This window comes from Chitinimonas sp., from assembly GCF_041904975.1.
In the GTDB taxonomy this organism is placed as follows: Bacteria; Pseudomonadota; Gammaproteobacteria; order Burkholderiales; family Chitinimonadaceae; genus Chitinimonas.
Map to the genome: position 1 here is coordinate 1 of NZ_JAYRLZ010000101.1, position 14,347 is coordinate 14,347.

The 14,347-nt window shown below is 63.1% G+C and carries 10 protein-coding genes; 6 read left to right on the plus strand and 4 right to left on the minus strand.

All coding sequences use genetic code 11. The annotated features are described in order from the left end of the window. The first annotated feature begins 139 nt into the window (after positions 1–139). The gene (locus ACE3OH_RS11185; protein WP_374352188.1) at positions 140–1,318 is read left to right on the plus strand and encodes a Do family serine endopeptidase; all 1,179 of its coding nucleotides are present in this window, start codon (positions 140–142) and stop codon (positions 1,316–1,318) included. Positions 1,319–1,401: 83 nt separating this feature from the next. Beyond that, a complete protein-coding gene (locus ACE3OH_RS11190) occupies positions 1,402–1,659 on the plus strand; it encodes a DUF2282 domain-containing protein (RefSeq protein WP_374352191.1) in 258 nt (85 codons plus the stop codon). A gap of 112 nt (positions 1,660–1,771) precedes the next feature. On the opposite strand, the gene ACE3OH_RS11195 is transcribed toward ACE3OH_RS11190, so the two are convergent. From ACE3OH_RS11195 to ACE3OH_RS11205, 3 genes are read right to left on the minus strand one after another with little or no spacing between them, the layout of a single operon-like run. Next, positions 1,772–2,956 carry an alanine racemase gene (locus ACE3OH_RS11195; protein WP_374352194.1) on the minus strand — a complete coding sequence of 395 codons (1,185 nt, stop codon included), beginning with the start codon at positions 2,954–2,956 and terminating at the stop codon, positions 1,772–1,774. Continuing rightward, positions 2,953–4,911: an aldehyde dehydrogenase family protein gene (locus ACE3OH_RS11200; RefSeq protein ID WP_374352197.1), complete on the minus strand. Its 1,959-nt coding sequence runs from the start codon at positions 4,909–4,911 to the stop codon at positions 2,953–2,955. Before ACE3OH_RS11200 ends, ACE3OH_RS11195 begins: the two co-directional genes overlap by 4 nt. Then, the gene (locus ACE3OH_RS11205; protein ID WP_374352200.1) at positions 4,908–6,302 is read right to left on the minus strand and encodes a GMC family oxidoreductase N-terminal domain-containing protein; all 1,395 of its coding nucleotides are present in this window, start codon (positions 6,300–6,302) and stop codon (positions 4,908–4,910) included. The genes ACE3OH_RS11200 and ACE3OH_RS11205 overlap by 4 nt, the downstream gene beginning before the upstream one ends. A 304-nt stretch (positions 6,303–6,606) precedes the next feature. On the opposite strand from ACE3OH_RS11205, the gene ACE3OH_RS11210 reads away from it, so the two are divergent. After that, positions 6,607–8,628, plus strand: coding sequence for a neutral/alkaline ceramidase (locus ACE3OH_RS11210; protein WP_374352203.1), 2,022 nt, complete (start codon positions 6,607–6,609; stop codon positions 8,626–8,628). 193 nt (positions 8,629–8,821) lie between these two features. Beyond that, positions 8,822–11,197, plus strand: a complete 2,376-nt coding sequence (locus ACE3OH_RS11215; RefSeq protein ID WP_374352206.1) for a TonB-dependent receptor — start codon at positions 8,822–8,824, stop codon at positions 11,195–11,197. An 81-nt stretch (positions 11,198–11,278) separates the two neighbouring features. On the opposite strand, the gene ACE3OH_RS11220 is transcribed toward ACE3OH_RS11215, so the two are convergent. Beyond that, positions 11,279–11,647, minus strand: coding sequence for a hypothetical protein (locus ACE3OH_RS11220; protein ID WP_374352209.1), 369 nt, complete (start codon positions 11,645–11,647; stop codon positions 11,279–11,281). Between the two features lie 369 nt (positions 11,648–12,016). Between ACE3OH_RS11220 and ACE3OH_RS11225 the strand changes: the two genes are divergently transcribed. Together ACE3OH_RS11225 and hutH are read left to right on the plus strand one after the other, a co-directional pair. Continuing rightward, a complete protein-coding gene (locus ACE3OH_RS11225; protein WP_374352212.1) occupies positions 12,017–12,649 on the plus strand; it encodes a TetR/AcrR family transcriptional regulator in 633 nt (210 codons plus the stop codon). 396 nt (positions 12,650–13,045) lie between these two features. Beyond that, positions 13,046–14,347, plus strand: a 1,302-nt coding sequence (gene hutH / locus ACE3OH_RS11230; protein ID WP_374352215.1) for a histidine ammonia-lyase, incomplete at its 3' end; no start/stop codon positions are given.

Sequence of the window (14,347 nt, forward strand, 5' to 3'; positions counted from 1 at the left end):
GGCGACCTTCCACTTGCAGGCCATTTGGGGCGTAATCCTTGAATCGGTCAGCCTGCAGCAGTTGTCCGGTATACTTTTCCAGCTCGCGTAGCAACATTGATCCGATCCTGATAAGGCCGCCTGACGGCGTGCCATGCTGATGAAAAAACTCTGGCTGATTTTCGCACAAACCACTACGGCAGGCCTGGCACTGTGGTTCCTGCTGACCTTGCTCAAGCCCACTTGGTTGCCCAAGCATGTTGCCGAAGTAGTGACGCTCACCCAGGCCAGCGCACCCGTTGCCACACCGGCTGCCACGCCGGCCAGCTATCGCGACGCCGTGCGCCACGCCATGCCCAGTGTGGTGAATATCTATACCAGCAAGGAAATCAAGCGCAAACGGCATCCGCTGCTCAGCGACCCCCTGTTGCGGCGTTTTTTCGGTGACCGCTTTGATGGGCAGGACAATCAGCGCACCTCCAGCCTCGGCTCGGGGGTCATCGTGTCCAGCGAAGGTTATATCGTCACCAATAACCATGTGGTGGCCTCTGCCGACGAGATCCAGGTGGCGCTGTCAGATGGCCGCACCGCCAATGCCACGGTGGTCGGCACCGACCCCGATACCGATCTGGCGGTTATCCGCATCCATGTCGACAAGCTGCCCGGCATTACCTTTGGCCAGGTCGACAAGCTCGGTGTCGGCGATGTGGTGCTGGCGATCGGCAATCCCTTCGGTGTCGGGCAGACCGTCACCATGGGTATCGTGTCGGCGCTGGGTCGCAACGGCTTCGGTATCAATACCTATGAAAACTTCATCCAGACCGATGCGGCGATCAATCCGGGTAACTCCGGTGGCGCGCTGGTCGATGCCAGCGGGAATCTGATCGGTATCAACAGTGCCATTTATTCGCGCACCGGCGGCAGCATGGGTATCGGGTTTGCCATTCCCGCCAGCACGGTGAAGCAGGTGATGGAGCAGATCATCCGCGATGGCTCGGTCACGCGCGGCTGGATCGGCATCGAAACCCAGGATCTGACGCCAGAGCTGGCCGCCTCGTTCAAGCTCGATAGCGCACAAGGCGCGCTGATCGGCGGCGTGGTGCGCGGCGGTCCGGCCGAGAAGGCCGGCATCAAGCCCGGCGATATCTTGCTGGAAGTGGCGGGTAGCCCGGTGGCCGACACCATCGCCATGCAGAACCTGATTGCCGGCCTGCCGCCGGGCAAGCCGGCTGCGGTCAAGGTGATGCGTCAGGGCAAGGCGCAGGCGCTCAATGTGCTGGTCGGCAGGCGTCCGCGATTCGAGGCGCCGGCGGTCAGCGAGGATGAGCTTGCCGAATAGTACGGGCGCATCGGCCGGCAAACTTTGTCACCTGCACTATGCTGAACGGGCTGTAACCACTCAATCCCCTTCAGGAGCATGCGATGAACAAACAGCAAGTGATGATTGCCGGCGCGATTGCCGCCTTGATTGCCGCAGGTCCGGCCGCCATGGCAGCGGGTGACAAGGAAAAATGCTACGGCATTGCCAAGGCAGGCAAGAATGATTGCGCAGCGGCCGATGGCTCGCATTCCTGCGCCGGCCAGGCCAAGGCTGATAACGGTCCTGCCGAGTGGAAGTACGTCGCCAAAGGTACCTGCGAGAAGGAAGGCGGCAAGACCTCGCCACCGGCCAAGAAGTAATTGAGCTGGTCTGGCTCAAGCAAACGCCACCGGAATGCGGTGGCGTTTCTCTTTGCTGTGCTTCGACCGATGTCTGCCTATGCCGCCTTGCATTCGGACTTGCATCGAATGGCTAAAACAGACACCAGCCCAGGCCGCGATAGGTGGGCATACGCTCGACTGCCCGCTGGCCTGCAATGCACGCCACCTCGGCAAAGCGATCCAGGAATTCACCCGCCTTGGCCGGGCGAAACAGGATGGCGTGGCCGATCGGATACGGAGCGGCGCCTGTCACGGGTGTTTGCACTTCTCCTGCGCCCTCATTGCCTTCCAGCTGTAGGCCGGCCGGCCACACCGGCGTCGGCAGCTTATGGCGACTGCTGGCGCCCGAGCCGATATAGCCGCCGCCCTGGCAGGTCAGATGGCTGGCATCGCTGCGCCGGCATGCTTCCAGCGCGAAAAAGGCCGCCGGAAGATGGCGAAAGGCGCGGTATTGGTCGAATAGGGTTGGCGTATACAGGGCAGAGCCGAGGCCGAATTCGCTGACGCTGCGATCCTGCCCGGTGGATTCGATGCTGCCGCTACCGCCGCCATTGACGAATCGTAATTCGGCGCCTGCGCTGCGCAATGCATCGACCATGGCCTGGCGGCGTGCCGCAATGCGCGGAATCGCCCACTGCTTGAGTGCGCGCACTGCCAGATTTTCCAGGCCCTTGCCGGGCACTGCGTCGCCCAGGCCGGCAATTTGCGCCTCGTAGCCCATCACGCCGACCAGCTGCAGCCGTTGATAGCGAGCCAGCTCGCCATGGAGTGCCATCACCTTGTCGGCGCTATCGAGCGGCGAGCGATACACGCCGAAGCGCAGGCCGGGTAAATCCATGCTCATATCCAGATCGAAGGCGATGGGCAGGCGGGTATTGGCGGCTTCGGCGGCTGCCTGCAAGGCACCCAGGTGGCTGCTGCAGTCCGCCATGGCCACGATGTTTGCGCCGGTCGCCACCGCTTGCGCCAGCTGAGCGAGGGCGGCTGGCTGGCAGCTGGGGTAAGCCACCACGATATCGTCAAAGCCCTGTCGCCACAGGCCGACCGCTTCGATCAGGCTGAAAGCGAGGATGCCACGGTAGGCCGGGCCATAGTCCAGTGCCCGCCGCAGCAGGGCCGGCACCCGCAAGGATTTGCTGGCAAGACGAATCGGCTTGCCGGCAGCGCGCTGGGCGACGGCGGCCAGATTGGCGTCGAAGGCATCGAGATCGATCAGCGCCTGTGGCAGCGGCTGGCCGGCGATGGCGTCGATCAGCTCGGCATAGCGCTCGCTCATGCGTCACGCCCCTTGCGCCCAAGCCGGTTGGCCAGGCTTTCCAGCGGCAAGCCAGCCATGGCAAAGCGCAGCAGATCGCTGATCCCGCGCAGGCGGCTGGCCAGGGTGAGCCGGTCGAGCAGGCGGTATTTTTCCTCGGTAAACGGATACCAGTTGGCTTCGATCTTGCTGCTATTGCCATCCACCATTACCGCCTTGGTATTGCAGAAGCTGCGCAAGCCTTCTTCGCCCTTGCAGCGGCCGATACCGCTGTGCTTGGTGCCGCCGAAGGGCAGGGCATGGTTGCCCTCGGTGATCATATGGTTGTTGATCGACACATTGCCGACCTGCAACTGCCGCGCCACCCGGCGCGCGCGCGCCGTGTCGGCGGTCCACACGCAGGCCGACAGACCGTATTCGCTGTCATTGGCCAGTGCTATCGCCTCGGCCTCGCTATCGAACGCCATCACCGGCAGCAAGGGGCCGAAGGTTTCTGCGCGCATCACCAGCATGTCGCTACGCACACCGGTGAGGACGATAGGCGGGATGTCGGCGCTGATGCCGTCCCAGTGTTTGCCGGTGAGCTGGCGCGCGCCACGGGCCAGTGCGTCATCCAGATGCTGGCGCACGATGCTGATCTGCGCCGGGGTGGTCATGCGCCCGATATCGGCGTCCGGGCCGCTGCCCAGGGTCAGTGCCTCGGTAGCTTGTACCAGCCGGGTGACAAAACGGTCATACAGGCCGCGCTGCACGAAGCAGCGTTCGATCGAGGTGCAGCTCTGCCCGCTATTGGTAAACGCGCCCCACATGGCGCCGGCCACCGCCCGCTCCAGATTGGCGTCGTCAAACACCAGCATCGGGTCCTTGCCGCCCAGTTCCAGCTCCACCGGCACCAGCAATTCGCCGGCCTGGCTCGCAACTTTGCGGCCGGTGGCGACACTGCCGGTAAAGAACAGCTTGCCGGGGCGCTCGGCGAGGCAGGCCGCGCCGATGCTGCCGTCGCCATAGGCCACCTGCACCCAGTCAGGCGCAAAGCCGGCTTCGGCCAGCAGCGACTCGACCAGGCCAGTCAGCGGGGTGAATTCCGATGGCTTGTGCACCACTGCATTGCCGGCGGCAAAGGCAATGCTCAGCGGCACGATGGCTTGGTAGAACGGGTAGTTCCACGGTGCAATCACCAGGATGGTGCCTAGCGGCTCGTACCAGACTTGCGAGCGCTTGCCGAGCATGGCCAGCGGTGTCGGTCGGGTCTGGTCTGCCAGCAGCTTTGCCGCGTGCTTGCGCAGGTATTCGAAATTGTCGACGACGGCGAAGATTTCGCCGAGCAGGGCGTCGGTGGCGCACTTGCCGGTTTCGCGCATCACCCGTTCGATGATTTCCTCGCGCCGCCGCAGGATCACCTCACCCAGCTTGTCCAATAGAGCGAGGCGCTGCGCCAGCGGCAAGGCGGCAATGGTGGTTTGGGCGGCGCGGGCGCGGGCAAATAGGGCGGGAACATCGGTAGCAATGGCAGGCATGGCGTCGCGGACTAGCTGGTTCATGGTCGGTTCTCCCGGCAAGGTGGTTCGAATGGCGGCATCCCAGCCTATGCCCTGGCGCACTTGCGTGCCGCCCGGCCCGGCGAAGCCGTAATACAGGCTGTACACCACGCCGGCAGCACCGAGGCGCGCCAGGCGCAGGCCGGCCGCCCAGTCGCCGAGTCGGTCGGCTTGATCCAGCATGGTGCGCAAGGCGGCCAGCGCCGGCTTGGGCAGGCTGGCGCATAGCGATAACAAGAGGCCAAGATCGGCGCGGTCGCGCTGGCTCATGGCCATGGCCATGCGGTCGATTTCGGCGGCGGCGCCGCTGGCCGAAAAGCTGGGCAGTACGTCATCGCCGGGGCAATAACCATCGCCAAGGCGTTCCAGGCCCTGCAGCTGACGGTCGCTGAAAAAACGGCTGCGCCGGGTGAGGCCAAGCGGGAGGTCGCGCTTCATGGCAGGGACTCCAATAGCCGCTGGCCGGCTTGCCGCGCCAGCGCCATGATGGTGAGCGAGGGGTTGATGCCGGGCGCGCTGGGGAACAGGCTGGCATCGGCCACATGAATGCGCCGGCTGCCGAACAGGCGGAAGTCTTCGCCGACACAGCCGCGCTCGGGGTTGCTGGCGAGGCGCAGGCCGCCCATCAGATGCAGGCCGATACCAAAGCGACCGGGCAGGATCGCCTCGGCGCCGGTGGCGCGGAAAATCTGCTCGACCGCCGTCTGCCCGGCTTTGGCGCGGCGCCGGTCTTCGCGATCGAGCGACTTGTCGATGTGCAAACGGCCGTCATGCCAACTGAGCCGGCCCGGGTGTTGGTCGCGTACCGCCACCTCGATGCAGGCGAAATGGCGCTGCTGGCGCAGCCATTGCTGGTGTGCCTTGCCGTGGCCCGGCAGCAGCAGAGCGGTGCCGATCGGCGGCGAGAACACGTTTTCCAGCTTGAAGCCCTGGGCGCGAAAGCCGGGGTCGTCGGATTTATACGCCTGGAAGGGGCCGCGCTGTGCGTCGACCGGCTCACGGTAGCGGGCGAAATACATGTATTGCGGATGGCAGTAAAAGCCCTGGCCCAGCGCCGGCAAGCGTGCCTGCCAGCCGCCCTTGAGCAGCAGGCTGCTGGTTCCCAGGGTGCCAGCCGCCAGCACCAGACGCTGGCTGTGCAGGGTGAGTGCGCGCCCATCGGCCAGCCGCGCCTGCACCTGAACGCCATCGTTTGACTCGCTCAGCCCTTCCACCTCGCACTCGCTCAGCAATTGCGCGCCGGCCTGCAGGGCGCGCTGCAAGCTGGTCAGCGGGGTCGATTGCTTGCTGTCGATGCGGCAGCCATACAGGCATTCGATGCAATCATTGCCTTCTTCATGCCGGCAGCCGGCCTGGCCGCGCTGCAAGGGTGCGCACTGGTAGCCGCAGGCATCGAAGCCCTGCTTGAATAGTGCGGCATTGCGGTTGGCATGGGCCAAGGGCACTGCCTCGATCTTCAGTGCCGCGCGCGCCTGCGCATACCACGGCGCCATGGCGCGGGCCGACAGGCTTGATACGCCGCTGCGCGCCTGCCAGTCGTCCCAGGCAATATCGTCGAATTCGTCGAGCAAGGCCTGATTGACGATGGAGCCGCCGCCTACCACCTTGGCACGCAGCAGGGCCAGATCAGCCTGCTGGTTCAGCTCCAGCCCGCCATTCCAGAACAGCTGGGCATTGCCATCGAGCTCGCCGCGCGGGTAGTCGAGGCGCGAGCGATAGCGCCCGGCCTCCAGCACCAGGCAGCGCAGACCGGCTTGCGCCAGTACCAGGGCGGCATTGGCGCCACCCACCCCTGCGCCGATCACGATTGCGTCATATCGCTGCTGCATTAGCGCCCTCCTTTACCGGTTTGAAGCGCTTGCTGCCTGCTGCCGCTTGCGCCTTGTATGTCTCTGTGTGTCTGCCTTTGCCGCGGCTTGAGCTTCGGTTTTGCCTGGCTTGCCGCTTGTTGTGCTCACTGAATGTAACGCTGTTACGTGAAATATCGCAATGAGTGATTCGGCGTTTTTCATGCTGTATTGCAGCATGAGTGTTTATAACAACACATTGAATATCAGTAGCTATTTTGCTTTTGACAAGCGAGGTGCTTCGGTCGCATAACATCGTTACAACACCGCACAAAGGAGAAACATCATGCAGCGCGCAAGCAAGCAGAATGGATTCACGGGTGGGGCAGCAAGGTGGTTGGCGGCGACGGCGGCAGTACTGGCGGTGCTGCCGGCGCAGGCAGGCTATCTGGTAGGACGCGGCAAGGCTGATATCACCGGCGAAGCGGCCGAGGTGGGCATGATGGGTTATGCCAAGCTCGACCAGAAAACCGCCGGCATCCATATGCGGCAGTGGGCGCGCGCCTTTGTGGTGGTGGACCAGGACAGCGGCCGACGGGTGGTGTTCGTCAACAACGACTTGGGCATGGTGTTCCAGGGCGTGCATCAGGCGGTGCTGGCGCGCCTGCAGGCGCGTTTCGGTAATCGCTATGGCCGCGAGAACGTGATTCTGGCGGCCACCCATACCCATTCCGGCCCCGGCGGTTTTTCGCACTACGCGCTGTATAACTTCACCACCCTGGGCTACAACGCCCGAACCTTCAATGCCATTGTCGATGGCATTGTGGAGTCGATTGCAGCGGCCGATGCCGATGTGCGGCCGGGCGATATCAAGGTGGGGCATGGCCAGTTGCTCGATGCCAGCATCAATCGCTCGCTGCCGGCCTATGAGCGCAATCCGGGCGGGGAGCGCAGCCGCTGGCAGTACAGCGTCGACCCGAGCATGACAGTGCTGCGCTTCAGCCAGGGTGGGCGCGATGTCGGCCTGATCAGCTGGTTTGCCACCCATGGCGTGTCGATGCACAACAGCAATCCGCTGGTTTCCAGCGACAACAAAGGCTATGCCGAGCAATACGTCGAGAAGCAGGTGTTCGGCAAGCAAGGCCAGCGCGACTTTATTGCCGCCTTTGCCCAGGGCAATGCCGGCGATATGACACCGAATCTGTGGCTGAACGGCAATGGCCCGACCGCCGATGAATTCGAAAACACCCGCATCATCGGCGAGCGGCAGGCGCAGCGCGCCTTGCAGGTATTCAATAGCGCCAGCGAAGTGGTGAGCGGGCCGATCGACTACCGGCAGCAATATGTCGATATGTCGCGGGTGTCGGTGCGGCCAGAGTTCGCTGCCGGTGCAGTGCACAGCACCTGCCCGGCAGCAGTGGGTCGCGCCTTTGGTGCTGGTACCGAGGATGGTCGTGGCGAGGTTGGATTTACCGAGGGCGATTTGCAGGCCAACCCCTTCCTGGCCCAGCTGGGCACGGTATTGTTCGGCGCGCCGCCCGAGGTGCAGAACTGCCAGGCGCCCAAGCCCATCCTGATCGCCACCGGCTTGCAAAAGCCCTATCCGTGGACGCCCGAGGTGCTGCCGGTATCGCTGACGCGGCTGGGCCAGCTGGCGATTGTGGCGGCGCCGGGTGAATTCACCATCATGAGCGGCCGGCGCATCCGTGAGACGGTGGCGCAGACGCTGGGTATTCCTTTCGACAATGTGATCTTTGCCGGCTATGCCAATGCCTATTCCGGCTATATCGCCACGCCGGAGGAATATGACGCCCAGCACTACGAAGGCGCATCCACCCACTTTGGTCGCTGGACCCAGCCGGCTTACCAGCAGCTCTACCACGATCTGGCGGTGGCTTTGCGTGACGGCAAGCCGGTCGATGCCGGCCCCAGCCCGCGCGATTTGAGCGGCAAGCAGACCAGCCTGCAAACCGGCGTGGTGCTCGATAACACGCCGATCTTCAAACGCTTTGGCCAGCTGGAGCGCGATGCCGGCGCTGCCTATGCGCGCGGCCAGACGGTGGAGGTGTGGTTCTGGACCGGTCACCCGAAAAACAATCTGCGTCGCGGCGACACCTTCCTCAGTGTGGAGCGCTGGAATGGCAATGGCTGGCAGCGGGTGGCCGATGACGACAGCTACGACACCATTTACCGCTGGGTGCGTATCGATGCGGTGTGGGGCACCTCGCAAGCGCGCATCAGCTGGAAGATTCCCGCCGACGCCGTACCCGGCCAGTACCGCATCGTGCATTACGGCGACTACAAGAACGGCTGGAACGGCCAGATCAATGGCCTGAGCGGCAGCAGCCGGACCTTCTCGGTCAATTAAGGGCTCACCCTCTCCCGCAAGCGGGAGAGGGGCAGGGGTGAGGGCAGAGTGAGGAGGCAGGCAAGGGCACGCAGATGCCCATCCCCAGCACCTCGTGGCACAGGTGCAAGCAGCAAACGCGATACCAGTACGGCGCATTCACTATCCGGGCGGCGGCGATCGCCTGACATTCCAATCAAAAAAAGGAGCAGACATGAAATTCCGCAAGCAGCCGCTGGCTGTCAGCCTGGCCCTGCTGGGCCTGGGGCAAGTCGCGATAGCCGAAGAAGCTGTCAGCGTGGAGGCGATTACCGTGACCGCGCAGAGCCGTAGCCAGCAGTCGCAGGCGGTGCCGATTCCCTTGCAGGTGCTGACCCGCGAATCGGTGGAAAAGCTCGGCGCCACCAATCTGGCCGATATGAATGGCTATATTCCGGGCCTGACCATCAATGCGGTGCAGGCCACCCAGCCTGACTTCAGCTTGCGCGGCCTTGGCGCTAGCGACTTTGGCATCGGTACCGATTCGCCGGTCGGTGTGTATGTGGATGGTGTGGCCACCGGCAAGACCGGTGGCTCGCTGATGAATTTCAATGATGTGCAGCGCATCGAGGTGCTTAAGGGGCCGCAGGGCACGCTGTTCGGCCGCAATAGCGCGGCAGGCGCCATTGCGATTGTCAGCAATGAGCCCGATACCCTGGCGCGCAGCGCCAGTGGCCGGCTGCGACTGGGGCAGCATGGCGAGCGTCAGGCGGAGGTGTTGCTGAACCAGCCTTTGAGCGAGCAGCAGGCGCTGCGATTCAGTGCCGTACGCCAGCAGAGCGATGGCTGGCTGACCGATGCCGGCACTGGCGAGCGGCTCAATCCGACCAAGAACTGGGGCAGCCGCCTCAGCTATCTGTACCAGCCCGATGGTGCCGGCAAGCTGGTGCTGGCCTGGGAGCACGAAGAGCTCGATCAGAAAGCCCGGCCTGCCGTGGGCCTGGTGGCGCTGGGCAAGGGGCTGACCGTGGTGCCGCCACTGCCATCGAGTTATGTCGATCCATTCAATGCCCCGGTTTACAACGATGCGGTCGGCAATCACGAGGGTCGCATCTTCGACGGGGTGACCTTGCGCTACGAGCGCAATATCGCCGGCATCGATTTCAAGTCGACCACCGCCTTCCGCCGCTTTCATTCGGATAATCGCCAGGATAACGACGGCACCAACCGGCCCGATCTGTATCTATCTACCGCCAATCTGGAGCGCAATCGCAGCTGGCAGCAGGAATTCCGCTTTGCCGGCAAGCAGGGCATGGCCGACTGGGTGGCCGGTGTCAGCGCGTTTTCCGAGCATGCCGAGCAGGCCAGCCTGGTCGATGCCAATACCAGCACGCTCGATACCCTGTCCGGCAATGCCGCCGGCCTGCCGGTATTCAGCACGGTGGCGGAGTTGGCGGGGCTTGATTTGCGCGGCCTCGGTTGGGCCGAGCGCATGGACAATGTCGCCGACAATCGCGCCTATGCTGCCTATGGCGATGTGATCTGGCATCTGAGCCCGGCGTGGAACCTCACTACCGGCCTGCGCTATACCCGCGACAGCAAGGATTTCAGCTGGTATCTGCCGCAGCGGGTGGCGCCCGGGGTTGATGCCGGCCATGCCGCGCTGACCGCCGCAGGCTTTTACCAGATGGTTGCCGCGCAAATGGGGCAGGCAGTGGCTGATCAGCTGCAGGGCTTTCTCACGCAAAACCAGCTGCTGACCAGCCCTGGCGCCAGCAATGCGCCGCTTAAGGCCAGTAATAGCTGGAGCGACCTGAGCCCGCGCCTGGTGCTCGACTACCATCTCGATGCGCACAGCATGGTGTATGGCTCGGTCAGCAAGGGTTATCAGGCAGGCGGTTACAACGCCTTGCAGCAGATCGGCAGCAAATTCGACCCGGAAACGGTGTGGAACTATGAGCTGGGCATCAAACAGACCTTCCCGCAAAGCCGCTTGCAGCTCAATGCCTCGATCTTCAGCTACCGTTTCAGCAATCTGCAGTCGCTGAATCTGGTCAATGTGAACCAGAGCGGCGTGCCGCAATACCAGGTGACGGTGGGCGACCAGAAAGCGCATGGCGTGGACTTCGACCTGCGCTGGCAGGCGAGCCGGGCGCTGCGGCTAAGTCTGGCTGGTGAATATATCGACCAGCAGCACGGCCACAATGTCACACCGAATGGCCGCAATCTGAGCGGCCAGCCCACCGGAACGCCGAACTGGAATGTCAGTGCCGGTCTCGATTATCTGTGGCAGGACGTGCTGGGCGGCCAGCTTGGTCTGTCGCTGCAAACCGCCTGGACCAGTGCGGTGCGCTGCAATGATGATTCCGAAGCGCAAGGCCGCTGCCTAAAAACTCCGCGCTTCACCGTGGGCGAAGCGCAGCAGCGCAGCGACCTGCGCCTGCGCTGGGATGCACCGGGCAAGCGCTGGCACACCGCCTTGCTGGTCAGCAATCTGTTCGACAAGCGCTATGTCAGCCGCACCGAGAACCTGGCACAGGCGCTGGGCTCGCCCTATGGCTTCCTCACCGCGCCACGAGTGGTGGCGGTGGAAGTGGGTGTGCGGATGTAGGCGACTGTCGTCGTAGAGCCGACAAGGCAAAAGCCGGAGCGGACGAACCGCTACCGGCTTTTACCTTGGTCTGATTCAGGCTTACTTGCTCATGTCCACGTCGTACCACGGCGTGACATTGATCGGGCAGCGATAACGGAAGCCGTCGGCCGACACCTTGACGCGTACCGTCTTGGTTTCGTTGTCATTCAAACCGAATCCACCCAGCAGTTCATGGGTCTTCTGGTCCTGCACATTGAAACCGACGAACTTGCCGGCCTTGTTGGTGACAACAAAGTCATAGTCACCTGGCTTGAGGTCGGTCAGTGTTTCTTTGGCTGCGAAGTAGCCGTTGTATTCGGTCAGATGGATGGTGGTAACGCCATCCTTGGTAACCGGCGTGGCGGCAAAGGCCGAGCTCATGGCTGCGGCAAGGGCGAGGGCGGCGGTGATTTTGGCGAAGGTTTTCATGATGTGTCCTTTGGTAGTCAGGTCGAGTGTGGCGTTGGACCCAGCTAGTCGGTTCGCACTGCATCGCTGGGAGTGACGCTACTTTGCCGAACTTTGCGAAAGAGAAGAATATGCTTTAATTACAATAGATTGTTTCGTTTTGTGGAATTGAACGAGGTTGGCCTGGCTACTTGTGTCGGGGCGAATGCAGGCGCTGAGGTGGCTGCTCATCATCGCCATCGAGCGCCGGGTAAATCAGATTCAGGTCGAATCATTTCTTCTGGATGGCTGGCGGCTGACCGGTTGCGAATCCGTACCCGGCCCGCCTCGCCCCTACCCGCCACGCTTAAGCAGTGGTGAAATAGCGTTTTCGAATTCCTTAAGCCTCCCATGTCCATCACTGAACGTCGGCAACGCGAGCGCGAAGCCCTGCGCCGCAAGATCATCGATGCCGCCCGCAGCCTGTGCGCCGAAGCGGGCTACGAAGCGCTGACCGTGCGCGCCATCGCCGCGCGTATCGACTATTCCACCTCGGTGATCTACAGCCAGTTCGAGGACAAGGACGATCTGCTGCGGGTAATTGCCGACGAAGACTTTGCCGAATTGACTCGCCATCTGGCCGATGCGGTCGATGCTTCAGCCTCGCCGGCGGCGGCGGTACTGGCCATGGCCGATGCCTTTGTCAGCTTTGCCCTGACCCAGCCCGAGCACTATCGCCGCTTATTCATCAACCCGCCGCCGCCGGTGGCGGTGGCCGAGTCGGCTGCCGAGCAGGGCAATCCGAATGAAGACGCGTATGCGCTCGCTCTGCAGCTGTTTACCGCCTTGATCGAGAGCGACCCGGCCATTGAGCAGCGCGATGCCGAGGCGCTGCTGCAAATGTTCTGGGGCACCCTGCATGGCCTGATTGCCCTGCATATGACGCTGGGCGACGAGCCCTGGGTAAGCCTCAAGCCGCTGCCCGATCTGGTACAGGGCGCGGCTCGCGCCTTGCTGCGCGGGGTAGGGGTGCGCTGCGAATAGCGCGTTGATGCAGGGGCCAGTGCCACTGGCCTGTGTACGCTGCGCGCATCCGTATTCTCAAGCCCTCCACGTTAAACGTGACGCTTTGCTGGCATTACCAACAGCTAGCCGGATGAAGTGAAGCGCAATCCAGGGTCAATTCGCCCCCTGTCAACAGTTTGCCGCCTTGCTTGGCGCAAGTGTTCATTCATTCCCGGATTGCGCCTTCGGCTCCATCTAGACTACGGGTTTTGCTCTGTGCCACCTCTGTGTCCTCTGCGCGCTCCGTGGTTCAAGGTGTTGGGCTTTTTGTTGTTGGGTGGCAGCTGGTGTCGCCCCCGCTGATTTGAACTTGTCTATACAAATCGATTGCGCTAGGCTTGCGCCCATTCAGAAGATCAATGCTGTGGAGCCGCCATGCAAACGCTTGTACTCACGCCCGGAAAACTCACCCTAGCCCATCTGCGCGCCATCGAGGCGGGGCAGCTGCGCTTGCAGATCGACCCGGCCGCCATGCCGGCCATCGAGGCGAGCGCCAAGACCATCGAGGCGATTGTGGCGCGTGACAAGGCCGCTTATGGCATCAACACCGGTTTCGGCTTGCTCGCCAATACCCGCATTCCGAACGATCAGCTCGAGCAGCTGCAGACCAACCTGGTGCTGTCGCACGCAGTAGGCGTGGGTGAGCCGATGGCGGCACCGGTGGTGCGTTTGCTGATGGTGCTGAAGCTGTCCAGCCTCGGTCGTGGCTTTTCCGGCGTGCGGCCTATCGTCATCGACAATCTGGTCAAACTCTTCAATGCCGATGTATTGCCACTGATTCCGGTCAAGGGCTCGGTCGGTGCTTCGGGTGACCTGGCGCCGCTGGCCCATATGGCGGCCGTCTTGCTCGGGGTTGGTGAAGTATTTATCGCCGGCCGCCGCGCCAGCGCCTTGGAAGGCCTGGCTGCCGCTGGCGTAGAGCCGCTGAAGCTGGCAGCCAAGGAAGGCCTGGCGGTGCTCAATGGCACCCAGGCATCCACCGCCCTGGCCTTGCACAATCTGTTCAAGATCGAAGACCTGTTCAACACCGCCTTGGTATCGGGCGCCTTGTCGGTGGATGCCGCTGCCGGCTCCAGTACGCCGTTTGATCATCGCATCCATGCCCTGCGCGGCCATCAGGGCCAGATCGATGCGGCAGCAGCACTGCGCGGCCTGCTCGAAGGTAGCGCCATTCGCGAGTCGCACACCCATTGCGCCAAGGTGCAGGACCCCTACTGCCTGCGCTGCCAGCCGCAGGTGATGGGGGCCTGCCTCGACAATATCCGCCATGCCGCCCGCGTGCTGCTGACCGAGGCCAACGGGGTGTCCGACAATCCGCTGATCTTCTCCGATACCGAAGAGGTGCTGTCCGGCGGTAACTTCCATGCCGAGCCGGTGGCCATCGTCGCCGACCTGCTGGCCATTGCCGCCAGCGAAATCGGCGCCATCGCCGAGCGCCGCGTCGGCCTGCTGATCGATGCCACCCTCAGCAATGGCTTGCCGCCCTTCCTGGTGCTCAACGGCGGCCTCAATTCCGGCTTCATGATCGCCCATGTGACCGCCGCTGCGCTCGCTTCCGAGAACAAGACCCATGCCCATCCGGCCTCGGTCGATAGCCTGCCTACCAGCGCCAATCAGGAAGACCATGTGTCGATGGCGACCTTTGCCGCGCGCAAGCTTGGCGATATTGCCGAGAAC